Here is an 18,846-nt window from a genome sequence, read left to right on the forward strand (position 1 = left end):
TCGGCGTCCGGGTCGGCCATGCGGTGAATTGGGTCGATCACCCGAATTCGGGGTGTCACCGACGTGCTGCGCTGACGGCTCCACTAACCTCACGACATGCCCTCTTCCGCCGGTGCGTCCGGAAACACGATCGGTGCGCTGCCGACCGGCGTCGCGACGGGTCTGATCCGGACGGTGACCGGCGGATCGGCCGACCGGGCGTTCGAGGTCGATGTCCCCGAAACGGCCTCGAGCGGTGTGGACACGTCGTCGGACTCGCACGACGCCCTCCGCAGCTGGGACGTCGTCCGCTCCACCTTCGGACCAGGTGAGGCGCTCACCTTCGACGAGCGCTACCGGTACGCCCAGCTCCCCCTGATCGACGCCGACCACCCGCTCGCGCTCGCCGCGAGTCCTGACGGCGTCTACCGTGACGGGCGGTACGACGAGGCGCGCCTGGCGGTCGTCGTCCCCGTCCCGGTCGAACGGCTGTTCGTCGATCCGATCTTCCTGAGCTACGAGGCCGACCTCGCCTCGGCACCCTTCGCACCCAAGCTCGCCCGAGGCATCGAGCTCCGACGCGCACACCGGTTGCACGCGACGCTCTCCTCCATCGACGCGGAATCCGGGTTCCTCGACGGGCTGCGGACGAGCGTCGGCGCGTTCACGCCCTTCCGGGTCAGGCTGGCGGGCCCCGTCATCGGTGGCTTCAACCGCGGACGCTGTTACCTCCCCGCCATCGCGGACGCCTTCGCCCCCATCCAGCGGGCGGTCGGCGGGCGTCCAGCACCGCTCGTCGGGGTGGGCCTGCACCACTTCCGCGATGAGCTCGACGCCGCCGAGACCGCGGCGCTCGCCGCATTCCTCGAGCGTTGGCGCGACGTCACCCTGTTCGAGTGGACGGTCACCGAGCTGGCGGTCACCTCGACCAACGACGACCTCGTGCTGAGCGGACGCACGCTCGCCCGCATCCCGCTCCACGCGGTCGAGTGACGCCCTGGGGCTCCGGGGTCAGCTCGCGGTGAGTCGCCCGACCATCGGGAGGTCGGGCGTCGCCCAGTCCAGCCCGAGGAGCCGTTCGCGGGTGACCCAGCGCAGTTCGTCGTGGTCCGTGCTGTGGACCGGGGGCGCGCCGAGGAAGGTGATTTCGTAGCAGGCGAGGTCGATCACGAGCTCGCCCACGGTGACGGTGGAGCGGTCCAGCAGCGCCCCCACAGCGACGTCGGCGTCGAGCTCCTCGCGCAGCTCGCGTGCCAGCGCGTCCTGCGGCCGCTCGTCGGCCTCGACTTTGCCGCCGGGGAACTCCCACAGGCCACCGGACGCCCGCCCGGGTGCCCGCCGGCACGCGAGCACGGTGTCGTCCTGCGTGGCGACACCCGCGACGACCTGGATCGTGGTGGTCATGATGCACTCCCGTCCCATGGCGTCGTGGTCCGTCTCCAGGCTAGGGGACGCGGGATCGAGCGCGCCCGACGCTGCTCCACAGACGGCTCCCGCTCGGCTGGCCTCACCCTGCGTCCCGCGGCGGCGCTGTGGTCGGTGGGGCGTGCCAGACTGACAGCGATCGGAGGCGGACCTGCCCCCGCAGCAGTCGTCTCGAAAGGCACCCACCGCACCGATGTTCCTCCTCGACGGTTCCGCCATCACGAGCGCCAGCGACCTCTCCAACGCCTCCCACTGCGAGTTCGCGTTCCTGCGCACGGTCGACGCGAAGCTCGGTCGGATCGAACCGATCGTCGAGCCGGAGGACGAGATGCTCATGCGGACCTCCAAGCTCGGCGACCAGCACGAGCTGCGGGTCCTCGAGTCGTACCGCGCCGAGTTCGGCACCGGCGTCGTCGAGCTCGACCGCCCCGACGTCCGAGACACGGTGGCGCTCGCCGCAGCCGTCGATTCGACGATCACGGCGTTCCGCGACGGAGCCCCGGTCGTCTTCCAGGCCGCGTTCTTCGACGGATCGTTCATCGGCTTCGCCGACTTCATCGTGCGCCGGCCCGACGGCCGGTATCGCGTGCAGGACACCAAACTCGCGCGCTCGCCGAAGGTCACCGCCCTGCTCCAGCTCGCCGCCTACGTGGAGCAGCTGGAGACGGCCGGGATCCCGGTCGACGACGACGTCGACCTCATCCTGGGAGACGGCACCGTCAGCACCCACGCGGTGGCCGACATCCTGCCGGTGTACCGTCGCCGTCGTGCGCGCCTGCCGCGGATCGTCGCCGAACGGCTCGAAGCCGACGCTCCGGTGGCCTGGGGCGACCAGCGCTACAGCGTCTGCGGACGATGCGCGTGGTGCGACGCCGAGATCACGGCCTCACGCGACGTCCTGCTGGTGGCCGGGCTCCGGTTGACGCAGCGCGACCGCCTGCTGGCGGCCGGCATCGCCACGATCGACGATCTGGCGTCGCTCACGCTCACCGGGTCGACCGAGCGACCAGGGCCGCACGGGCTGTCGGGTGGCGCCGGCGGGACGGTCGACGGCATCGCCGAGAGCACGCTCGCTGCGCTGCGCGAGCAGGCGCATCTGCAGCTCGAGCCGTCACCAGCCGCCGGCGTGCCGGCGTTCCGTGTGCACGACGCCACGGCACTCGGGCTCCTGCCGCAACCCGATCCCGGCGACGTCTTCTTCGACTTCGAGGGCGACCCGCTGTACACCGAGGGCGAGCCGGGTGACGCCCGCCGGGGCGACCGCACGAGGTGGGGCATCGACTACCTGTTCGGCCTGGTCGACACCGACGGCCGGTTCCGATCCTGGTGGGCGCACGACTTCCATGAGGAGCGGACGGCGCTGATCGACTTCCTCGCCTACCTCGCCGCCCGCCGTGCCGAGTTCCCGGGCATGCACGTGTATCACTACGCCGCCTACGAGCGGACGCACCTGCTCTCGCTGGCCGCCCGGCACGGGGTCGGGGAGGACACGATCGACGACCTCCTCCGCGAGGCCGTGCTGTTCGACCTCTACCCCTTCGTCCGCAAGACGGTGCGTGTCGGATCGCGGTCGTACTCGATCAAGAAGCTCGAGCCGCTCTACATGGGTGAGGAGCACCGCGACAGCGACGTCACCGACGCCGCGGCATCCATCACGGCCTACGCGGAGGCGCGCGAGCTGAGTCGGAGCGACGACCCGGAGCTCGTCGCCGAAGGCGAACGGAAGCTCTCGGAGATCGCCGAGTACAACGCGTACGACTGCGAGTCGACCCGTCGGCTGCGGAACTGGTTGCTCGACCTCGGTGCGGAACGGGGCGTGCTGCCCGGCACCTTCGTCACCGACGCACCCGAGCCCCTGGTGGACGAACCGACGCCACTCCACGACGCGCTGACGGCGTTGGCCGGCGACCCCCTCGACCCCGAACGCTCCGACGACGCCACCGCGTATGCGCTCGCGGCCGCCGCCATCGACTACCACCGGCGCGAGCACAAGTCGTTCTGGCAGGAGCACTTCTCCCGACTCATCGCCGCGCGCGACGAATGGGAGGACACCCGGAACGTCTTCACCGTCACCTCGGGAGTCGTCGAGCGCGACTGGTTCCGCGAGGGACGGCAGCGCAGCGACCGCCGTCACATGCGACTCCGCGGCCGATGGGCCCCCGGCAGCAGTGTGAAGGTCGGCGCCGACCCGTTCGCGGTCTACGACCACCCGGGACCGTACACGCTCCCCCGCGCCGAGCCCGGCTCCCGACCGGCCGGACAGATCACGGTCCTCGAGGTCGACGACGACTCCCTGCTCATCCAGGAGACGCTCAAGACGGATCGTGAGCCCTACACGGAGCTGCCGGTCGCACTCACGCCGTCTCCTCCCCCGCGACCCGGAACACAGGTCGATGCGATCGCCGAGTGGGGGCAAGCGGTCCTCGACACCGCTCCAGGGTGGCCGGACGACGGCGTCGTCGACATCCTGCGGCGACGACCGCCCCGCACGAGCTCGGGTGAGCCGCTCCCCCACCGCGGAGACGGGCGGACGATCGAGGACGTGACCGCCGCGTTGCTCGACCTCGACGACTCGGCGCTCGCCGTCCAGGGGCCGCCTGGAACCGGCAAGACCTACGTCGCCTCGCACGTCATCACGGCCCTCGTGCAGCAGCACGGCTGGCGGATCGGGGTCGTGGCGCAGTCGCACGACGTCGTCGAGAACCTCCTCGAGCGTGTGGTGAAGGCGGGGCTCTCCCCCGCGCTCGTGGCGAAGACCCTGCGATCCGGTGCCGACCCGGATGCTGAGCGCGGCTACACCGTCCTCCCGGCCAATGGTCATGGCGCGTTCATGGCCGAGCAGACCGGCGGCTTCGTCATCGGCGGGACGGCCTGGGACTTCAGCAACCCCAACCGGTTCGACCGGAGGTCGCTCGACCTGCTCGTCGTCGACGAGGCCGGTCAGTTCTCGCTCGCCTACACGATCGCGGCGAGCGTCGCCGCGCGGAACCTCCTGCTCCTGGGCGACCCGCAGCAGCTGCCGCAGGTGAGCCAGGGGACGCATCCCGAACCGATCGACACCTCGGCGCTCGGATTCGTGGCCGACGGGCGTGACGTCCTCCCTCCGGAACTCGGCTACTTCCTCCACGAGACCTGGCGGATGGACGCCGCGGTCACCGAGCCGGTCTCGCGGTTGTCGTACGGCGGCGAGCTGCGCTCGGCAGCGGCCACGACGAAGCGGCGTCTGGAGGGTCGTGTGCCGGGACTGCACGTCGTCCCGGTCCATCACGTCGGAAACGCGACGAGTTCGCAGGAGGAGGCCGACCGCGTCGCCGAGCTCGTCCGGTCGACGATCGGGCTCCGCTGGACCGATCCGGATGCCGGCCGCATCGACGACCCGGTGAGCGAGGCCGACATCATCGTCGTCTGTCCCTACAACGCCCACGTCGCCGTCGTCCGAGCGACGCTCGACGCGGCCGGGTTCGACGCGGTGCGCGTCGGGACCGTCGACAAGTTCCAGGGTCAGGAGGCCGTCATCGCGATCGTCTCGCTGGCCGCGTCCTCCCCCGCGGACGTCCCGAGGGGTATGTCGTTCCTGTTGATGAAGAACCGACTGAACGTCGGTATCTCCCGCGCCCAGTGGGCGGCGTACCTCGTGCACTCCCCCGCACTCACCGAGTACCTGCCGGTCACGCCGGAGGGCGTCGCCGAGCTCAGTGCCTTCATCCGGTTGGTCGACGGCCACTGACCAGTTCTGCGGCCGCAGCGGAGGAACGAGAACTCCGTCGCGCCGCGTCGGCACGACCGTTCTGTGCCGCCTTCGCGAGCCACCGCCGACGCTGCTCCACGGTCGAATCCTTCACCCGACCGAACCGGTTCACGGCGACGGGCTTGACCCCGCAGAACCTGAGGGTGGTGGTGCGGAGTTGCTTCACCGTCGTGTCGCCGACGAGCGGGAGGTACCACCACGGCGAGTCGGTCGTGACCATCACCCGCCCCGAGCGGCCGGCGAGCAGTCCCTCGGGGAGACCGTTGTCCTTGGTCCGGTAGGCGCGACGGGGAAGCAGCAGGCGATCGAAGAACCCCTTGAGCAGCGCCGGCACCGATCCCCACCAGACCGGCGCCACGATCACGAGGTGGTCCGCGGCGAGGATCTGCTCCCACGCTCGTTCGAGGTCGGGCTCCAGGTCTTGACGGCGGGTGTACCCGAGGCGGAGGTTCGGGTCGAACGCGAGGTCGCGCACGGCGAGGACGGTCGCGTCGCCGTGCGCCTCCGCGTAGTTCGCGGCGAGGGCGGCGCACAGAGGCCCGGGGTTCGGGTGTCCGTCGATGACGAGGGTGGGCATCAGTTCTCCATCAGTTGTAGGTCTGGACAGTGCCAAGAATCTGGACACTGTCCACTTTTGGTCGGAACCGACGGTACGGGTAGGATGTTGCTTGTGTCAAGATCGACGACGGCGTACCACCACGGCAACCTCGGGCCGGCGCTCGAGGACGCTGCGCTCGAACTCCTGCGGACGCACGGCCATGCCACGCTGAGCCTGCGAGAGGTCGCACGTCGCGCCGGAGTCAGTCACAACGCGCCGTACCACCACTTCGGCGACCGGACCGCGCTCCTGAAACGGTTGAGCGAACGCGGCATGGCCGAGCTCTTGGACGCCATGCGCGAGGAGCGGCACGCGACGGCGGGTCGAGACCCACAGGAGACGGCCGTCCGGATCGGTTCGACGTATGTGCACTACGCGGCGCAGCATCCGGAGCGGTTCCGCCTGATCTACGACCCCGAAGTCTGTGTCCCCGGCTCACCCAGCGAGGCTATGGCGCCACTCATCGGTGGCGTCGAAGCGCTGCTCGCCGAGACGACGGCGTCGCTGGCCCCCGGCGCCGAGCCGCAGATCATCGCCGCGCTGACCACGGCGGTCTGGGCCGCGGTCCACGGCCTCGCGGAACTCGTCGTCGCCGGACACATCTCCGAGGCTGAGGCCCGACCCGCGCTGGAGGCGTTGCTCACGCGACCCTGAGGTGGTGTCCCGCATGGAGCCTGTACACGATCGTCATCCGGGAAACGGTCGGGAAGCTCAAAGGTCGTTCATGGTCGAACCAGACGATTCACTCGGATTGCGGGAGTCAGATGATCTCAGCACCCCCGCCGAGAGGAACCCCCGTGAACACCACCCCAGACCCGGAACGCCCTGAGCCGCGTCCAACGGACGGCACCCGACCGGCGGAGACGCCGCAGTCGTCCCCCGCTCCCGATCCGTACCAGCCGCCCACCGGCTCGTACCAGCCCCAGCCCGATGTGGACGTCACTCCCCCGGCCGGCTACCCCGGCAACACGGCCGCGGGTGGCCCACGACGCGAGCCGACGACGCCCTTCGGTTACGCGACGGCTCCCCACGCGACGAGCGGTCACGTGCGGCCCGGTCATCACCAGGGCCCGCAGGGTCAGTACGGACCGTACGCCGCCGGCCAGGGCCAGTACGCCCCCTCCGGCACCTGGCAGCCCCGACCGTACGGACAGCAGACGATGCCCCAGCCGCCGTCGACCACCGGCACCCCGGCGAAGAAGCAGCCCATCGGGTGGATCATCGCCGCCGCGACGGCCGCCACGGTCGTGTCCCTCGTGACCGGTGGCCTCGGCCTCGCTTCGCTGGCGGCCGGCGCGTTCCAGAGTGTCGCCGCCTCCTCACAAGTGACGGAGACGGTGCCGGACGAGGGCGGTCAGAGCTTCCGCGCTCCCGGTGGGCAGCCTGGGCCACAGCAGGCGACGCCGGATGCCGCGACGGCGAACACCCGGAGCGCCACCGCCGCGGAGTCCGTGGGTGTCGTCGACATCGACACCGAGCTGGCCTATCAGGGGGCCGCCGCCGCAGGAACCGGGATGATCCTCACCGCGGACGGCCAGATCCTGACCAACAACCACGTCGTCGCGGGAGCGACGAGCATCGTCGTCACCGTCGTGGCGACCGGAGAGCAGTACGACGCGCGCGTCGTCGGGACGGATGCCACGAACGACGTCGCGCTCCTGCAGCTCGACGGCGCCTCGGGGCTGGACACCGTCACGATCGACGACGACGGCGGCGCAGCCGTCGGTGACGCCGTCACCGGGGTCGGGAACGCCGGCGGCACGGGTGGGACCCCCAGCGCTGCGGACGGGTCCGTGACCGCCCTCGAGCAGGACATCACGGTCCAGGATGAGACGACCGAGGCGGGCAAGCAGCTGACCGGATTGATCCAGACGGACGCGGACATCCAGTCCGGCGACTCCGGCGGACCGCTCTACGACTCGGAGGGCGAGGTCGTCGGCGTCGACACCGCTGCCTCCTCCGGTGGGACCGACATCGACGGATTCGCCATCCCGATCGACGACGCGTTGTCCATCGTCGACCAGATCCGTACCGGCGTCGAGACCGACACCGTCTCGATCGGCTACCCGGCCTTCATCGGAATCGGTCTGGCCGCGGCCGGCGCAGCCCAGACCGTGCCGGGTGCCGTGGTCGGTTCGGTGATCGAGAACACGCCCGCGGCGTCGATCGGCCTCGCAGCCGGCGACGTCATCACCGGCATCAACGGTGCCGCCATCGACTCCGCTCAGACCCTGACGGCGACCATGGCCACGCTCGAGCCCGGCCAGACGGTCTCCGTCACCTGGACCACGGCGAGTGGGACCTCCCAGACCGCTGACGTGACGCTGATCGAGGGCCCGGTCGGCTGATCGAGCGCTCGGGAGGCTCGACGGCTCCTCACCTCCGGCCCGCCGCCGGATCCGAGGAGTCGTCGACGTCTGCCCAGTAGGCTCGGGAGGCGGTGCCTCGCCGCATGCACCGGAAGGAACCGCTCGTGACCCGCTTCCTCGGAGTCGACCTCGCCTGGGGCGAGGGGACCGGCTCCCGCGCGGCGAACGAGTCGGGACTGGTGTGCATCGACGAGACCGGGACGGTCATCGAGGCCGGGTGGGCCGTGGGGATCGACGCCGTCGTCGCCTGGATCGTCGCCACCGCCTCACCGGGCTCCGTGATCGCGGTCGACGCCCCTCTGCTCGTCCGGAACGAGACCGGCATGCGTCTCTGTGAACGTGAGGTCGGGCAGCGGTACGGGCGCTGGCAGGTCTCGGCCTACCCGTCGAACCTCGGCCTGCCCGCGCTCGGTGGTGTCGCGCTCTTCACGGCGCTGGAGGCGGCGGGGTTCCAGTACTTCGACGGACTGAGCACGCCGGCGGCGGATGCCGTCGTGTTCTTCGAGGCCTATCCCCACACCACGTTGGTGGGTGCCGAGGAGTTCGGGTACCCGGATGCGCGGCCCCGGTACAAACGCCTCGACCCCGGTCTCCCCGCCGCCGAGCGACGGCGACGCCGCGCGGAGGTCTGTGACGACCTCGTCTCGCGCCTGCAGGCGCTGACCTCGGCGACGCCGCCACTCGACCTCGACACCCACCCGGTGACGGCGCTCCTCGCCGCGGAACCGTCGCCGCTGAAGGAATCGGCGCACAAGCATCGGGAGGACCTCATCGACGCGGCCATCTGCGCGTGGACGGCGTCCGCCTGGTCCCGTTGGGGCCTGGAACGGTTCCAGGTCCTCGGTGCCTCGGATGCTCCGGACGACCGTGGGCGTGTCCCCACGCTCCTCGCCATGGCGCGACCTGAACAGCGCCCCAAGCGGGACATTCCAATATCGGCATATATTAGGTCGGCTCCGCCGCTGGCATCTCCGCCGCTATCGGAGCCCATCGCCCGGCAAGCCACAACAATTCACGACCTCGATGAAGGACATATGAAGAAGAAGGCATACACTCCGGACGACACTCCGGCGGAATCGAACACGATCGAGTTCGTCCCCGGCGGAGCGGCGAACGCCGACGTCTCACCCGCGGCCTCGACGCGAGCGCCCTCCCCCGCTCCGACCACCGTCGAACTCCTGCGCAGTGCCACCTGGCACCTCGAGCATGCCCGGGTGGTGGGCCACCCCGACGACGTCGAGTTCGAAGCGGCGAGGTCGGCGTTGGCCGAGGCCGTCTTCGACCTCGAACACGTCCAGTACGGGGAGACGACTCGCGGCTAGGGCACTGGTCAGGCGGGTCCTGAGTCCGATCGGCGCCGTGTCTCCCGGTCCGCGCGTGCGCGTCGTTCGAGGATGTCGTTGCGAACCCAGCGGATCACCAGCGACATGGCGAGCGACAGGAACAGGAACGCCGCCGCGCCCAGGGCGTAGGAGATGAAGTCCGTCGGGATGAACGTCGTGCCCAGCACGAGCGCCGAGGGCGGCCACTGGTCCGCGAGTGCGGCCGGCACGCCCGTGGCCTGGAAGCACTCGATCGCCGCCGAGAAGCCGAACGCGCCGAGGGCGATCTGCCACAGCGGACGCCGTGGGGCGGCGAAGGCCAGCAGGAGCGCGACGAGGACCGTGTAGAGCGCGTTGGTTACGGGGTTCGCCCAGGCCGCTGCCACCGACCAGTGCACCGTCAGCCCGGCGACGATCGTGATGATGGCTGCGCCGAGGAGCAGCGCGCGCTTGAGCGAGGTGGCGGGGCGTGGCCCCTCATCCGTCTGGTCGGGTGCGTCGGTCATGCTTTCGTCCTCCGGGTGCGTCGTTGTCGCCCACGGGCCCAGTCACGGGCCTCGGTTCCGGAGAGGGCGAGGATGATGGAACAGTCGACCGCGAAGCCGATCAGGTTGGTCTGCAGCGTCAATCCGCCGGCGCCGGCGACATAGCTCGCGGCGAGGGTGGCGATGGACGTCGAGCTGAAGGTCATGGCGAGCAGGCGCGCGAGGTTGCCTCCCCGATGGACCCGCCAGGCGAGGACGAGGTAGCAGAGCGTCACCACGGCCGACAGGGCCAGCACGGCCCCGACGACCCACGGGATGAGGACGACGTCGTCAGCCGTCGCGGCCGTTGCACGGGCCTCCGAGATGACCTGCTTCCAATCGGAGACGAGGATGACGCCGGAGAGCACGGTGGACAGTGCCGCGACGACCATCAGGACCACGCCGACGGTGGTGTCCAGCGGCCGCGGGTCGCCGGCCCGGATGAGGGAGCGCGTCGGGGGAGCGTCGGCGGCCGGCAGGGTCGCCGCCGGCGGGACGACCACCGCGCTGAGATCGATGATCGGCAGGTCGCCGTCGGTGACGATCGCGTCGCCTCCGCCGTTCCGTGAGTGGTAGCCGGTGGAGAAGTTCTCGATCACGGACGTCGTCGCTCCGACGTCCGCTGCCGCGATCGACGCGACGATGTGATCGCGCTCGTCGTCGACGTCGTCGGCGATCCGGTGGGTCACCTGCAGCGTGAAAATGCTGATCCCGACCGATCGGTCGTACGTCCCGGCGGCCAACCAATCCGCCTGGTATCCGCCTGGCAGCAGCCAGCCCGCTGGTGTCGGCCAGAACCGGACGTGGTGCCGCTTCCCCGGACTGCCGTCGACCTCCTGCTGGTAGCAGAACGCCTGGCGGCGACCGAACAGGTAGAGCGACGAGACGGGCGCCTCCGAGTAGCTGCGCCTGGTCAGCGTCGAGGTCACGATCCGCAGGTTCGCGCGCAGCCCGAGGTCGTCGGCGAGCGTCCAGCCCGCCGAGAGCATCGCCATGTGGATCTGCTCCTCCCGACCCCGGAGGCCGAGGTTCACGGGATCACCGAGGATGCCCTCGCGCGTGCGAGTGCGTCCGATGAAGTAGTCGGGCAGGTAGACGCGCGACAGCACGGTGTGCAGGCGGGGGAGGACCAGGTAGGCGATGACGAGGTAGATGACGAGGATGAACCAGGCTTGGGCCCAACCGCGGGCGAACGCCTCGGTGAGCAGCACGTACGCCAGGAAGACGGCCGCAGCCGTGCCGAAGGCGAAGAACCAACCGTCGACGATGCGTGCGATCCGTCCGCGACGATCCTCGGACAGGCCGCTTGCGGGCCTGATGAGGTCGCTGCGGGTCTTCGTCACCCGTCCAGGGTAGGGCCTGGTGCATCCACGTGCCGGGTGCGTGGGTGGTGGGAGGATGGTGGGATGGACTCCGTCGCCCACATCACCGACCTCGCCGACTTCATCGTCGCCTCGCCCACCTCGTATCACGCGGTCGCGGAGAGCGCTCGGCGCCTCACGGCGGCCGGCTTCACCCGGCGGCTCGAGACCGAGTCCTGGGACGGTGGCGTCGGCCGGTTCTTCGTCGAACGCGAGGGTGCGGTGATCGCCTGGGTGCAGCCCGAGCAGGCGCGCGCCACGACGCCGTTCCGCATCCTCGGCTCGCACACGGACTCGCCGAGCTTCAAGCTCAAGCCGAAGCCGACGACCGGCGCCCACGGGTGGCTGCAGGCCGGGGTGGAGGTCTACGGCGGACCGCTCCTCAACTCCTGGCTCGACCGCGAGCTCGAACTCGCCGGACGCCTGGTGACGCTCGACGGGACCGTGCACCTCGTCCGGACCGGACCGTTCCTGCGCATCCCGCAGCTCGCCGTGCACCTCGACCGAAGCGCCAACGACGGCCTCGTCCTCGACCGCCAGCGTCACCTGCAGCCGGTGTACGGGGTCGGTGACCTCGGCCACGCCGACGTGCTCGCGCACCTGGCGTCGATCGCAGGCATCGATCCCACCGCGATCGCCGGGTACGACGTGCTCGTGGCCGACACCCAGGAGCCGCGGCGATTCGGACTCGACGGGCAGCTGTTCGCCGCCGGACGCATGGACAACCTGACCTCGGTCCACGCCGGACTCGCGGCGCTGCTGGCCGCGAGTGACGGGGGAGCGACGGACGACGCCGCACACATCACGGTGTTCGCCGCCTTCGACCACGAGGAGCTCGGTTCGGCCTCGACCTCCGGCGCCAGCGGTCCGTTCCTCGACGACGTCCTCACCCGCATCGGTGCGTCGCTGGGGGCGACGGTGTCCGAACGGCTCCAGGCCTATGCGGCCTCCTGGTGCCTGTCAGCGGACGCCGGCCACGCGATCCACCCGAACTACCCGGAACGCCACGACCCGGCCAACCGGCCGATCGCCGGTGGCGGTCCGCTCCTCAAGATCAATGCGAACCAGCGCTACGCGACCGACGCCCTCGGGGCCGCGCTGTGGGCCCGGAGCTGCGCCGCCGCAGGTGTGCCCTCGCAGGACTTCGTGTCGAACAACACGGTGCCGTGCGGCTCGACCATCGGCCCGCTCACCGCGACGCGACTCGGCATCCGGACGGTCGACGTCGGGACGCCGCTGCTGTCGATGCACTCCGCCCGCGAGCTGTGCCACATCGACGATCCGACCGCTCTGAGCGCGGCGGTCCAGGCGTTCTTCCGGGGCGCCTGAGCACCGCCGCAGCAGGAGATCCGCGCGTGAGCAGGACGCCCGAAGGCGGACGGTCCTGCTGCGAGGCTGATCTCCTGCGGCGGGCCCGGGCTCAACCCAGTTCGCGCAGCCGCAGACGTCGTCCGTCGGGACTCGCGTCCGGGTTCACCTCGACGAGGTCCGAGCGCGAGTTGATGAAGTCGCTGAACGAGCGGTAGCCGAGCGGCTTCTCCTTGAACGCCGGATCCATGCGGATCATCTGGTTCTTCACCTCGGCGTTCAGCAGCCAGTCCTCGTCGTCGTTCTTGGCGTGCACGAGGCGGAGTGCGCGCACCAGGAGCTCCGTCGCCGCGCGCTGTGCGTCGGGACCGGAGGGGTCCGCGGTCTCGTCGTCGGTGTCGTCCAGGTCGTCGGCGTCGCGGTGGCTGAACACCGGCTCGGTGAAGAGGCCGCCGATCCGCGGAGGTGTCTGGGCGGCCGGTGCTTCGGCCGTCGGCGCGGACCCGGACGAGGCGCGACGACGCCCTCCGGACTTGGGTGCGGACTTCGGTGCCTCAGAGGACACCTCCGCCGTGCTCTCGACGGCGGCAGGGGTGCGGGGCGTGCGCGTGACGACCGGGCGGACGATCCCGGGGATGTCGTCGTAGTCGGAGAACTCGTCGCACGCCGCCATGAGCGCACGACTCGTCGCACCGGCGACACCGATCCCGATCACGTGGCGTCCGAGGCGTCGGCAGCGCTGCGCGAGGGAGATGTAGTCCGAGTCGCCGGCGACGATCACGATGTGCGTGAGGTCGGGGAGGCGGAACAGGTCCTCGACGACGTCGACGGCGAGGCGGATGTCGGCACCGTTCTTCATCGCCTTCGTCGTGGGGAACATCTGCGTCAGGTCGACCGCGCGGTCCACGAGGTCCTTCTGGTACGCGGAGTTGACCGGCTCGGACCAGTCGGCGTAGGAACGGCTGATGACGATGTTCCCGAACGACGAGGTGTAGTCGAGGATGGCGCCGACGTCGACGCGAGCGGCCTGCAGGCGCTCGGAGATCTCGTCGCCTTCGGGTGCGGCGGAGGGCACGTGGGACCGCGCGCGATCCCGGCTGAACGCCGCCTTCCCGTAGAGCTGGTTGTAGCGCGAGATGACGATGTTGTCGAAGTCGATGTAGACCGCGACTCTGGGCGTTCCGGTTTCTGCCATGACTCCATCATCCTCTGGTGGCCTGCGAATCGGCGACTTCAGTCCTCCACAGCTCGGCTTGAGAAGCTCCTCTCCATTGCTGCTGCGCGGGCCAGGCCGTGACCGACCTGAGCTGCGTACCATGCGCCCCTGCCCAGTCACGCCGTCGACATCTCCAGCCCAGGGTCGCAACCCGAGTTATACCCGGTTATACTCCCATCTGTGAAGACCGCCATCTCGTTGCCCGACGAACTGTTCACCCGCGTCGAGGCTCGCGCCGCCGAGCTCGGTGTCAACCGGTCCGAGTTCTTCGCGGCGGCGGCGAGTCGGTATCTCGACGAGACCGATGCCGCCGGTCTCACTGACGCAGTGGACACCGCGCTGCGGCATGCGGGAGTCGCTTCAGCGGAGGAAGCACGGGGCGTCGCCGCGGCCGGACGCGACCGCCTTGCCGAACTCACTGCCGGAGACGATTGGTGATCCGCCGCGGTGACATCCGGTGGGTCGATCTCGGCCCTCGCGAACGGGGGAGTGCGCCCGCCGGTCGGCGCCCGGTCGTCGTTGTCCAACATGACGCCTACACGCGGAGCGCACTCCGGACCGTGATCGTCGCGGTCGTCACGTCGAACACGGCGCTCGCCGAGCTCCCGGGCAACGTGTTCCTCCCTGCGACGGCTTCCGGCCTGCCGAAGGACTCGGTCGTGAACACCACACAGCTGCTCACCCTCGATGAGGACGACCTCGGTCCGGCCGCCGGAAGGGTGCCCGTCGCGCTGTCACTGGATCTGGACGCGGGGCTCCGGCGAGTGCTGCACCTCTGAGGTGGTGCCGGAGCGATCGGCTCAGAGGTGGCCGGTGAGCTTCCCGTGGAAGGCCGAGCTGCGTTCGTCGAGTCCGGTGAACGCGACCTGCTTGCCGTGCGCGGCGTATTTCTCCTGCACGGCGTCGAGGACGGCGACGCTCGAGGCGTCCCAGATCTGCGAGGCGGTGAAGTCGACGACGACGTCCGCAGGGTCGGCCGCGTAGTCGAACTGCTCGACCAGGTCGTTGCTGCTGCCGAAGAACAGGGGGCCGATGACGCTGTACCGGACGGAGGTGGCGTCGTCCGCGAGGACCCGGCGGACGCGGATGACGTGGGCCACGCGTCGCGCGAAGAGCACCATGGCCAGGACCGCTCCTGCAGCGACGCCGATCGCGAGGTTGTGGGTGACGACGACCACCGCGACGGTCACCACCATCACGACCGTCTCGGGGATCGGCATGCGTCGCAGGGTCGCCGGGCGCACGCTGTGCCAGTCGACGGTCTTGATGGCGACGATCATCATCACGGCGGCCAGCGCGACCATCGGGATCTGCGCCATCACCGGGCTGAGCGCGGTCACGAGCAGCAGGAGGAAGACGCCGGCGACGAAGGTGGAGATCCTCGTCCGAGCGCGGCCCAGTTTGACGTTGACGACCGTCTGACCGATCATCGCGCAGCCCGCGATCCCGCCGTACCAACCGGCCAGGATGTTGGCGACGCCGAGGGCCCACGATTCGCGCCCCTTCGACGACGTCGTGTCGGTGATGTCGTCGACGAGTTTCGCCGTGAGGAGGGTCTCCATGAGCCCCACGAACGCGACGCTCAGCGCGGTCGGCCAGATGATGCCGAGCGTCTCGAGGTTCAGCGGCACGAGCAGCGCGGTCAACCCGGGGAGGCCGCCGGAGACGTCGCCCTGGTCGCCGACGGTCGGCACGGCGGCGTGCGCGATCATCGTGATCGCGGTGACGACGACGATGGCGACGAGCGGCGCCGGCACCGCGGTGGTGAGCTTGGGGAGCAGCAGGACGATCAGGACCGTGATGACGAACAGCGGGTAGACGAGCCACGGGACGCCGAGCAGGTGGGGGACCTGGGCGACGAAGATGAGGATGCCGAGCGCGTTGACGAAGCCGATCATCACCGAGCGGGGGATGAACCGCATGAGTCGGGAGAGACCGGTGACGCCGAACACGATCTGGATGAGGCCCGCGAGGATCACCGCGGGGAGCAGGTACTCCACGCCGTGTTCCTTGACGAGCGGCGCGACGACCAGGGCGACGGCGCCCGCGGCGGCCGTGATCATCGCCGGACGCCCGCCGAGGATCGACATCGAGATCGCGAGGACCACGGAGGCGATGAGGCTGACCTTCGGGTCGACGCCGGCGATGATCGAGAAGGAGATGACCTCGGGGATGAGCGCCAGCGTCGTGACGATCCCGGCGAGGATCTCGACGCTGAAGGCCCTGGGGTTCTGCAGGGTCGCGAGGACGCCGGGGCTCGGGCGGACGGCGGTGCGCATGGGGGCGTCGGGCTGACTCACCGTGCAAGCCTAGGCTCGTTCGCGACGCAGGACGCACCGGGCGAGTCGCTGGTAGCACCGAACGGAAGGGCCGCGACACGCGGCGACCGTCCTGAGTCGCGAACCGTCGGTCAGCTCCGCAACCAGGCCTCGAGACCGTCCGCGCTGATCGGGAGTGCCGCGGAGAGGACCTCGTGTCCGGTGGCGGTCACCAGCAGGTCGTCCTCGATGCGGACGCCGATGCCGCGCAGCTCCGGCGGCACGGTGAGGTCGTTCGCGTGGAAGTAGAGACCTGGTTCGACCGTCAGGACGGCGCCCGGCTGCAGCGGCTCGTCGAGGTACCGCTCGTCCCCGATGCGGGCGCAGTCGTGCACGTCGAGTCCGAGGTGGTGGCCGGTGCCGCTCGGCAGGTAGCGGCGGTGCTGTTGGCCGTTCGGCGACATCGCCTCGTCGACCGACACCTGCAGGATGCCGAGGTCGCGAAGGCTCGTGGCGATCTGCTCGTACGCCGTGTTCCGCATGTCGATGAACGACCGGCCGGGGCCGACCTGCGACATCGCGGCACGGTGGGCCCGCTCGACGTGGTCGTGGACCTCGCGCTGGGCCGCGGAATACGACCCGCTCGCCGGGAAGGTCCTCGTGACGTCGGCGGTGTACAGCGAGCGGGCTTCGACGCCGGCGTCCATGAGGATGAGGTGCTCGGGGAGGACCGGACCGTCGCAGCGCGTCCAGTGCAGCGTGGGAGCGTGTGGCCCGCTGCCGATGATGGTCGAGTACCCGACACCGTTGCCGAACGTGCGGGCGTGGCGCTCGAAGGTCGACTGCAACCAGCGTTCTCCGCCGAACTCGATGGCGGCGGGCAGTTCGCGCACGACCGAGCGGAACCCGCCGACCGTCGCGTCCACGGCGGCGCGGAGCTGCGCGATCTCCCAGTCGTCCTTGACGAGCTTCGCGGCGGACAGGGCGATGAGGAGCGCTCGCGACGCCGCGAAGCGACCGTCGACCCGGGGCTCCGGGGCGCCTGCGCGGAGTGCGTCGGCGGGCAGGAGCGCGAGGGACTCGTCCAGCACCTCGAGGGAGCGGACCTCGATGCCGAGCGCCTCCGCCCACTGGGGGAGTCCGGCGGACGGGCCGATCCAGAGCTCGCCGCGCATGGCGTCGGCGTAGAACGCCTCCTCACCGGGACCGACGGGCTCGGCGAGGTACAGCGTCGCGTCGTGCCCACCGGCGGTCGGCCGCATCACCAGGACCGCGCCCTCCGCCTGACAGGAGGTGAGCCACACGAAGTCGCTGTCCGGACGGAACGGGAACTCGGTGTCGTTCGCACGCGTCACGGCGCGTCCCGCGGTGACCACGAGCCAGTGGCCGGGGAACTGCGCGCTGATGGCGTCGCGGTGACGTCCGGCGGCTGCGCCGGCACCCTCGGCGAGGTCCACTGAGCGGTCCACCGCACCCCAGCCCGTCGCGAGGTACTCGCGGAACGCGTCGTCCCGGGGGAGTGGCTGGGTGCGGGGGTCGCGGAACTGCAGGCTGTCTGGACACATGGACATCAGTAAGCCACCCTCGGTGGACGCCGTCAAGCTGCGACCTCCGGAGCCAGCGGAACATCCCGCCCATGGGGTCCGATCCGTCGTTTCGTCCTGTGGGACCGGCTCACAAGATAGGTGGGATGGACGGATCGTCGGCAGGTTGACACCTGTTCGGACGCCTCCGCAGAATGACGACATGACAGGAACCGCCGACACCGGCACCAGCGCCACGCTCGACTTCAACCTCGACGCGAAGGTGTTCGACATGGTTTCGTCGTCCGCGAGCGTCGTCGACGCCGACGCGCCCACGCGATTCGTCTACCACGAGACGCACGGCGTGCTGTGGGGCGAATACGTCGGTGACACCGTCTCCGTCGGACGGTTCTGCGGGGTGCGCACCGGCGAACGCATCGACATCTCGTTCGTGCACCGCAACCGTGCCGGCGACCTGACGACGCGCGGCGAAGCGAGCTCGATCATCTCCCGCGCCGAGGACGGCTCGTTCATCCTCACCGAGGACTTCATCGGTCCGGACGGACAGGCTCATGTCAGTATCTGTCGGGAGATCGTCGCCGCCTGAACCGGTCGGGGGTCGGCACGCCACCGCCGACGGGTCAGCGTCCGCGTCGCTCCGGCACCCGCTGGGCGCGCTCGTCGCTCGTCCGGACGAATCGGGTCATGCCGAAGCGCTCGCCGGAGTCCTCGACGCTCGTGCGCTCGGACCTCGTCATGCGGAGCGACACGTTCGACCGCTCCTCGTCCATGAGGAAGACGGTCGTCGTCGCCTTGATGGACGGCCACTGTGCGAGCCGGGTGGCGACCAGTTCGTGGATCGCCGCCACGTCGGGGGCCCGGATCAGCATCATCGCGTCGTGCTCGCCGGTCGTCACTGCGAAGTACTCCAGCTCCGGGACCGAGGAGAGCCGTGCGCGGAAGTCGGCCCACTGGCTCTGGCGCAGCGTGATGAAGACCATCGCCGCGACACCGAGCCCGACCGTGGCCGGCTCGATCTCCGCGTGGACCCCCTTCAGGACGCCGGCGCGGAGCATCGCCTCGTAGCGCGAGTAGGCGTTCGAGCGGGAGATCCCGAGCTCCTCCGCGAGAGCGGCGACCGAAGCCCGCCCGTCCTCCCGGAGCAGCTCCAGCATGCGGATGTGGGTGTCGTCGAGTTGCATCGATTGCTCCAAA

17 protein-coding genes are annotated in these 18,846 nt (G+C 70.2%); 9 read left to right on the top strand and 8 right to left on the bottom strand.

What is annotated here, in order from left to right; all coding sequences use genetic code 11:
• The first annotated feature begins 96 nt into the window (after positions 1 to 96).
• The gene (locus tag A4X17_RS02510; RefSeq protein ID WP_064294071.1) at positions 97 to 972 is read left to right on the top strand and encodes a hypothetical protein; all 876 of its coding nucleotides are present in this window, start codon (positions 97 to 99) and stop codon (positions 970 to 972) included.
• A gap of 18 nt (positions 973 to 990) precedes the next feature.
• Here A4X17_RS02510 and A4X17_RS02515 read toward each other — a convergent pair whose 3' ends face one another.
• Positions 991 to 1,383: a (deoxy)nucleoside triphosphate pyrophosphohydrolase gene (locus tag A4X17_RS02515; RefSeq protein WP_064294140.1), complete on the bottom strand. Its 393-nt coding sequence runs from the start codon at positions 1,381 to 1,383 to the stop codon at positions 991 to 993.
• A 214-nt stretch (positions 1,384 to 1,597) separates the two neighbouring features.
• On the opposite strand from A4X17_RS02515, the gene A4X17_RS02520 reads away from it, so the two are divergent.
• Complete coding sequence (locus A4X17_RS02520; protein WP_064294072.1) at positions 1,598 to 5,131, top strand: bifunctional RecB family nuclease/DEAD/DEAH box helicase; 3,534 nt, start codon at positions 1,598 to 1,600, stop codon at positions 5,129 to 5,131.
• On the opposite strand, the gene A4X17_RS02525 is transcribed toward A4X17_RS02520, so the two are convergent.
• The gene (locus tag A4X17_RS02525) at positions 5,106 to 5,729 is read right to left on the bottom strand and encodes an NAD(P)H-dependent oxidoreductase (RefSeq protein WP_064294073.1); all 624 of its coding nucleotides are present in this window, start codon (positions 5,727 to 5,729) and stop codon (positions 5,106 to 5,108) included. The two genes, A4X17_RS02520 and A4X17_RS02525, sit on opposite strands and share 26 nt — an antisense overlap.
• A gap of 93 nt (positions 5,730 to 5,822) precedes the next feature.
• Here A4X17_RS02525 and A4X17_RS02530 point away from each other — a divergent pair, with 93 nt between their 5' ends.
• The 3 genes from A4X17_RS02530 (at position 5,823) to A4X17_RS02540 (ending at position 9,441) form a co-directional block, all read left to right on the top strand.
• A complete protein-coding gene (locus tag A4X17_RS02530; RefSeq protein ID WP_064294074.1) occupies positions 5,823 to 6,404 on the top strand; it encodes a TetR/AcrR family transcriptional regulator in 582 nt (193 codons plus the stop codon).
• Between the two features lie 143 nt (positions 6,405 to 6,547).
• Positions 6,548 to 8,098 carry a S1C family serine protease gene (locus tag A4X17_RS02535; protein ID WP_064294075.1) on the top strand — a complete coding sequence of 517 codons (1,551 nt, stop codon included), beginning with the start codon at positions 6,548 to 6,550 and terminating at the stop codon, positions 8,096 to 8,098.
• Between the two features lie 125 nt (positions 8,099 to 8,223).
• The gene (locus tag A4X17_RS02540; protein WP_082915880.1) at positions 8,224 to 9,441 is read left to right on the top strand and encodes a DUF429 domain-containing protein; all 1,218 of its coding nucleotides are present in this window, start codon (positions 8,224 to 8,226) and stop codon (positions 9,439 to 9,441) included.
• A gap of 8 nt (positions 9,442 to 9,449) precedes the next feature.
• On the opposite strand, the gene A4X17_RS02545 is transcribed toward A4X17_RS02540, so the two are convergent.
• Both A4X17_RS02545 and A4X17_RS02550 read right to left on the bottom strand, forming a co-directional pair.
• Entirely contained in the window at positions 9,450 to 9,947 is a 498-nt protein-coding gene (locus tag A4X17_RS02545; RefSeq protein WP_064294077.1) for a DUF2809 domain-containing protein, read from the bottom strand.
• Positions 9,944 to 11,308 (bottom strand): LssY C-terminal domain-containing protein, encoded by a 1,365-nt coding sequence (locus A4X17_RS02550; RefSeq protein ID WP_231884270.1) that lies wholly within the window; start codon positions 11,306 to 11,308, stop codon positions 9,944 to 9,946. The genes A4X17_RS02545 and A4X17_RS02550 overlap by 4 nt, the downstream gene beginning before the upstream one ends.
• A gap of 63 nt (positions 11,309 to 11,371) precedes the next feature.
• On the opposite strand from A4X17_RS02550, the gene A4X17_RS02555 reads away from it, so the two are divergent.
• The gene (locus tag A4X17_RS02555) at positions 11,372 to 12,655 is read left to right on the top strand and encodes a M18 family aminopeptidase (RefSeq protein ID WP_064294078.1); all 1,284 of its coding nucleotides are present in this window, start codon (positions 11,372 to 11,374) and stop codon (positions 12,653 to 12,655) included.
• Between the two features lie 91 nt (positions 12,656 to 12,746).
• On the opposite strand, the gene A4X17_RS02560 is transcribed toward A4X17_RS02555, so the two are convergent.
• Positions 12,747 to 13,829: an NYN domain-containing protein gene (locus A4X17_RS02560; protein ID WP_064294079.1), complete on the bottom strand. Its 1,083-nt coding sequence runs from the start codon at positions 13,827 to 13,829 to the stop codon at positions 12,747 to 12,749.
• A 201-nt stretch (positions 13,830 to 14,030) separates the two neighbouring features.
• On the opposite strand from A4X17_RS02560, the gene A4X17_RS02565 reads away from it, so the two are divergent.
• Positions 14,031 to 14,288, top strand: a complete 258-nt coding sequence (locus A4X17_RS02565; RefSeq protein WP_064294080.1) for a CopG family ribbon-helix-helix protein — start codon at positions 14,031 to 14,033, stop codon at positions 14,286 to 14,288.
• Positions 14,285 to 14,629, top strand: a complete 345-nt coding sequence (locus tag A4X17_RS02570; protein WP_304440857.1) for a type II toxin-antitoxin system PemK/MazF family toxin — start codon at positions 14,285 to 14,287, stop codon at positions 14,627 to 14,629. The genes A4X17_RS02565 and A4X17_RS02570 overlap by 4 nt, the downstream gene beginning before the upstream one ends.
• Before the next feature lie 21 nt (positions 14,630 to 14,650).
• Here A4X17_RS02570 and A4X17_RS02575 read toward each other — a convergent pair whose 3' ends face one another.
• A complete protein-coding gene (locus tag A4X17_RS02575; protein ID WP_064294082.1) occupies positions 14,651 to 16,129 on the bottom strand; it encodes a SulP family inorganic anion transporter in 1,479 nt (492 codons plus the stop codon).
• A 131-nt stretch (positions 16,130 to 16,260) separates the two neighbouring features.
• The gene (locus A4X17_RS02580; RefSeq protein ID WP_079003726.1) at positions 16,261 to 17,679 is read right to left on the bottom strand and encodes an aminopeptidase P family protein; all 1,419 of its coding nucleotides are present in this window, start codon (positions 17,677 to 17,679) and stop codon (positions 16,261 to 16,263) included.
• 175 nt (positions 17,680 to 17,854) lie between these two features.
• On the opposite strand from A4X17_RS02580, the gene A4X17_RS02585 reads away from it, so the two are divergent.
• Positions 17,855 to 18,238, top strand: coding sequence for a hypothetical protein (locus A4X17_RS02585; RefSeq protein WP_082915870.1), 384 nt, complete (start codon positions 17,855 to 17,857; stop codon positions 18,236 to 18,238).
• Positions 18,239 to 18,272: 34 nt separating this feature from the next.
• On the opposite strand, the gene A4X17_RS02590 is transcribed toward A4X17_RS02585, so the two are convergent.
• A complete protein-coding gene (locus A4X17_RS02590) occupies positions 18,273 to 18,833 on the bottom strand; it encodes an Lrp/AsnC family transcriptional regulator (RefSeq protein ID WP_079003723.1) in 561 nt (186 codons plus the stop codon).
• Positions 18,834 to 18,846 lie beyond the last annotated feature (13 nt).

It is taken from the genome of Plantibacter sp. H53 (assembly GCF_001650455.1).
In the GTDB taxonomy this organism is placed as follows: Bacteria; Actinomycetota; Actinomycetes; order Actinomycetales; family Microbacteriaceae; genus Plantibacter; species Plantibacter flavus_A.

Excerpts from the sequence above, each read along its gene's own strand:
- A4X17_RS02510 (WP_064294071.1), top strand. The coding sequence starts at position 97 with ATGCCCTCTTCCGCCGGTGCGTCCGGAAACACGATCGGTGCGCTGCCG.
- A4X17_RS02515 (WP_064294140.1), bottom strand. The coding sequence starts at position 1,383 with ATGACCACCACGATCCAGGTCGTCGCGGGTGTCGCCACGCAGGACGAC.
- A4X17_RS02520 (WP_064294072.1), top strand. The coding sequence starts at position 1,598 with ATGTTCCTCCTCGACGGTTCCGCCATCACGAGCGCCAGCGACCTCTCC.
- A4X17_RS02525 (WP_064294073.1), bottom strand. The coding sequence starts at position 5,729 with ATGCCCACCCTCGTCATCGACGGACACCCGAACCCCGGGCCTCTGTGC.
- A4X17_RS02545 (WP_064294077.1), bottom strand. The coding sequence starts at position 9,947 with ATGACCGACGCACCCGACCAGACGGATGAGGGGCCACGCCCCGCCACC.
- A4X17_RS02555 (WP_064294078.1), top strand. The coding sequence starts at position 11,372 with ATGGACTCCGTCGCCCACATCACCGACCTCGCCGACTTCATCGTCGCC.
- A4X17_RS02560 (WP_064294079.1), bottom strand. The coding sequence starts at position 13,829 with ATGGCAGAAACCGGAACGCCCAGAGTCGCGGTCTACATCGACTTCGAC.
- A4X17_RS02575 (WP_064294082.1), bottom strand. The coding sequence starts at position 16,129 with ATGCGCACCGCCGTCCGCCCGAGCCCCGGCGTCCTCGCGACCCTGCAG.
- A4X17_RS02580 (WP_079003726.1), bottom strand. The coding sequence starts at position 17,679 with ATGTCCATGTGTCCAGACAGCCTGCAGTTCCGCGACCCCCGCACCCAG.
- A4X17_RS02585 (WP_082915870.1), top strand. The coding sequence starts at position 17,855 with ATGACAGGAACCGCCGACACCGGCACCAGCGCCACGCTCGACTTCAAC.
- A4X17_RS02590 (WP_079003723.1), bottom strand. The coding sequence starts at position 18,833 with ATGCAACTCGACGACACCCACATCCGCATGCTGGAGCTGCTCCGGGAG.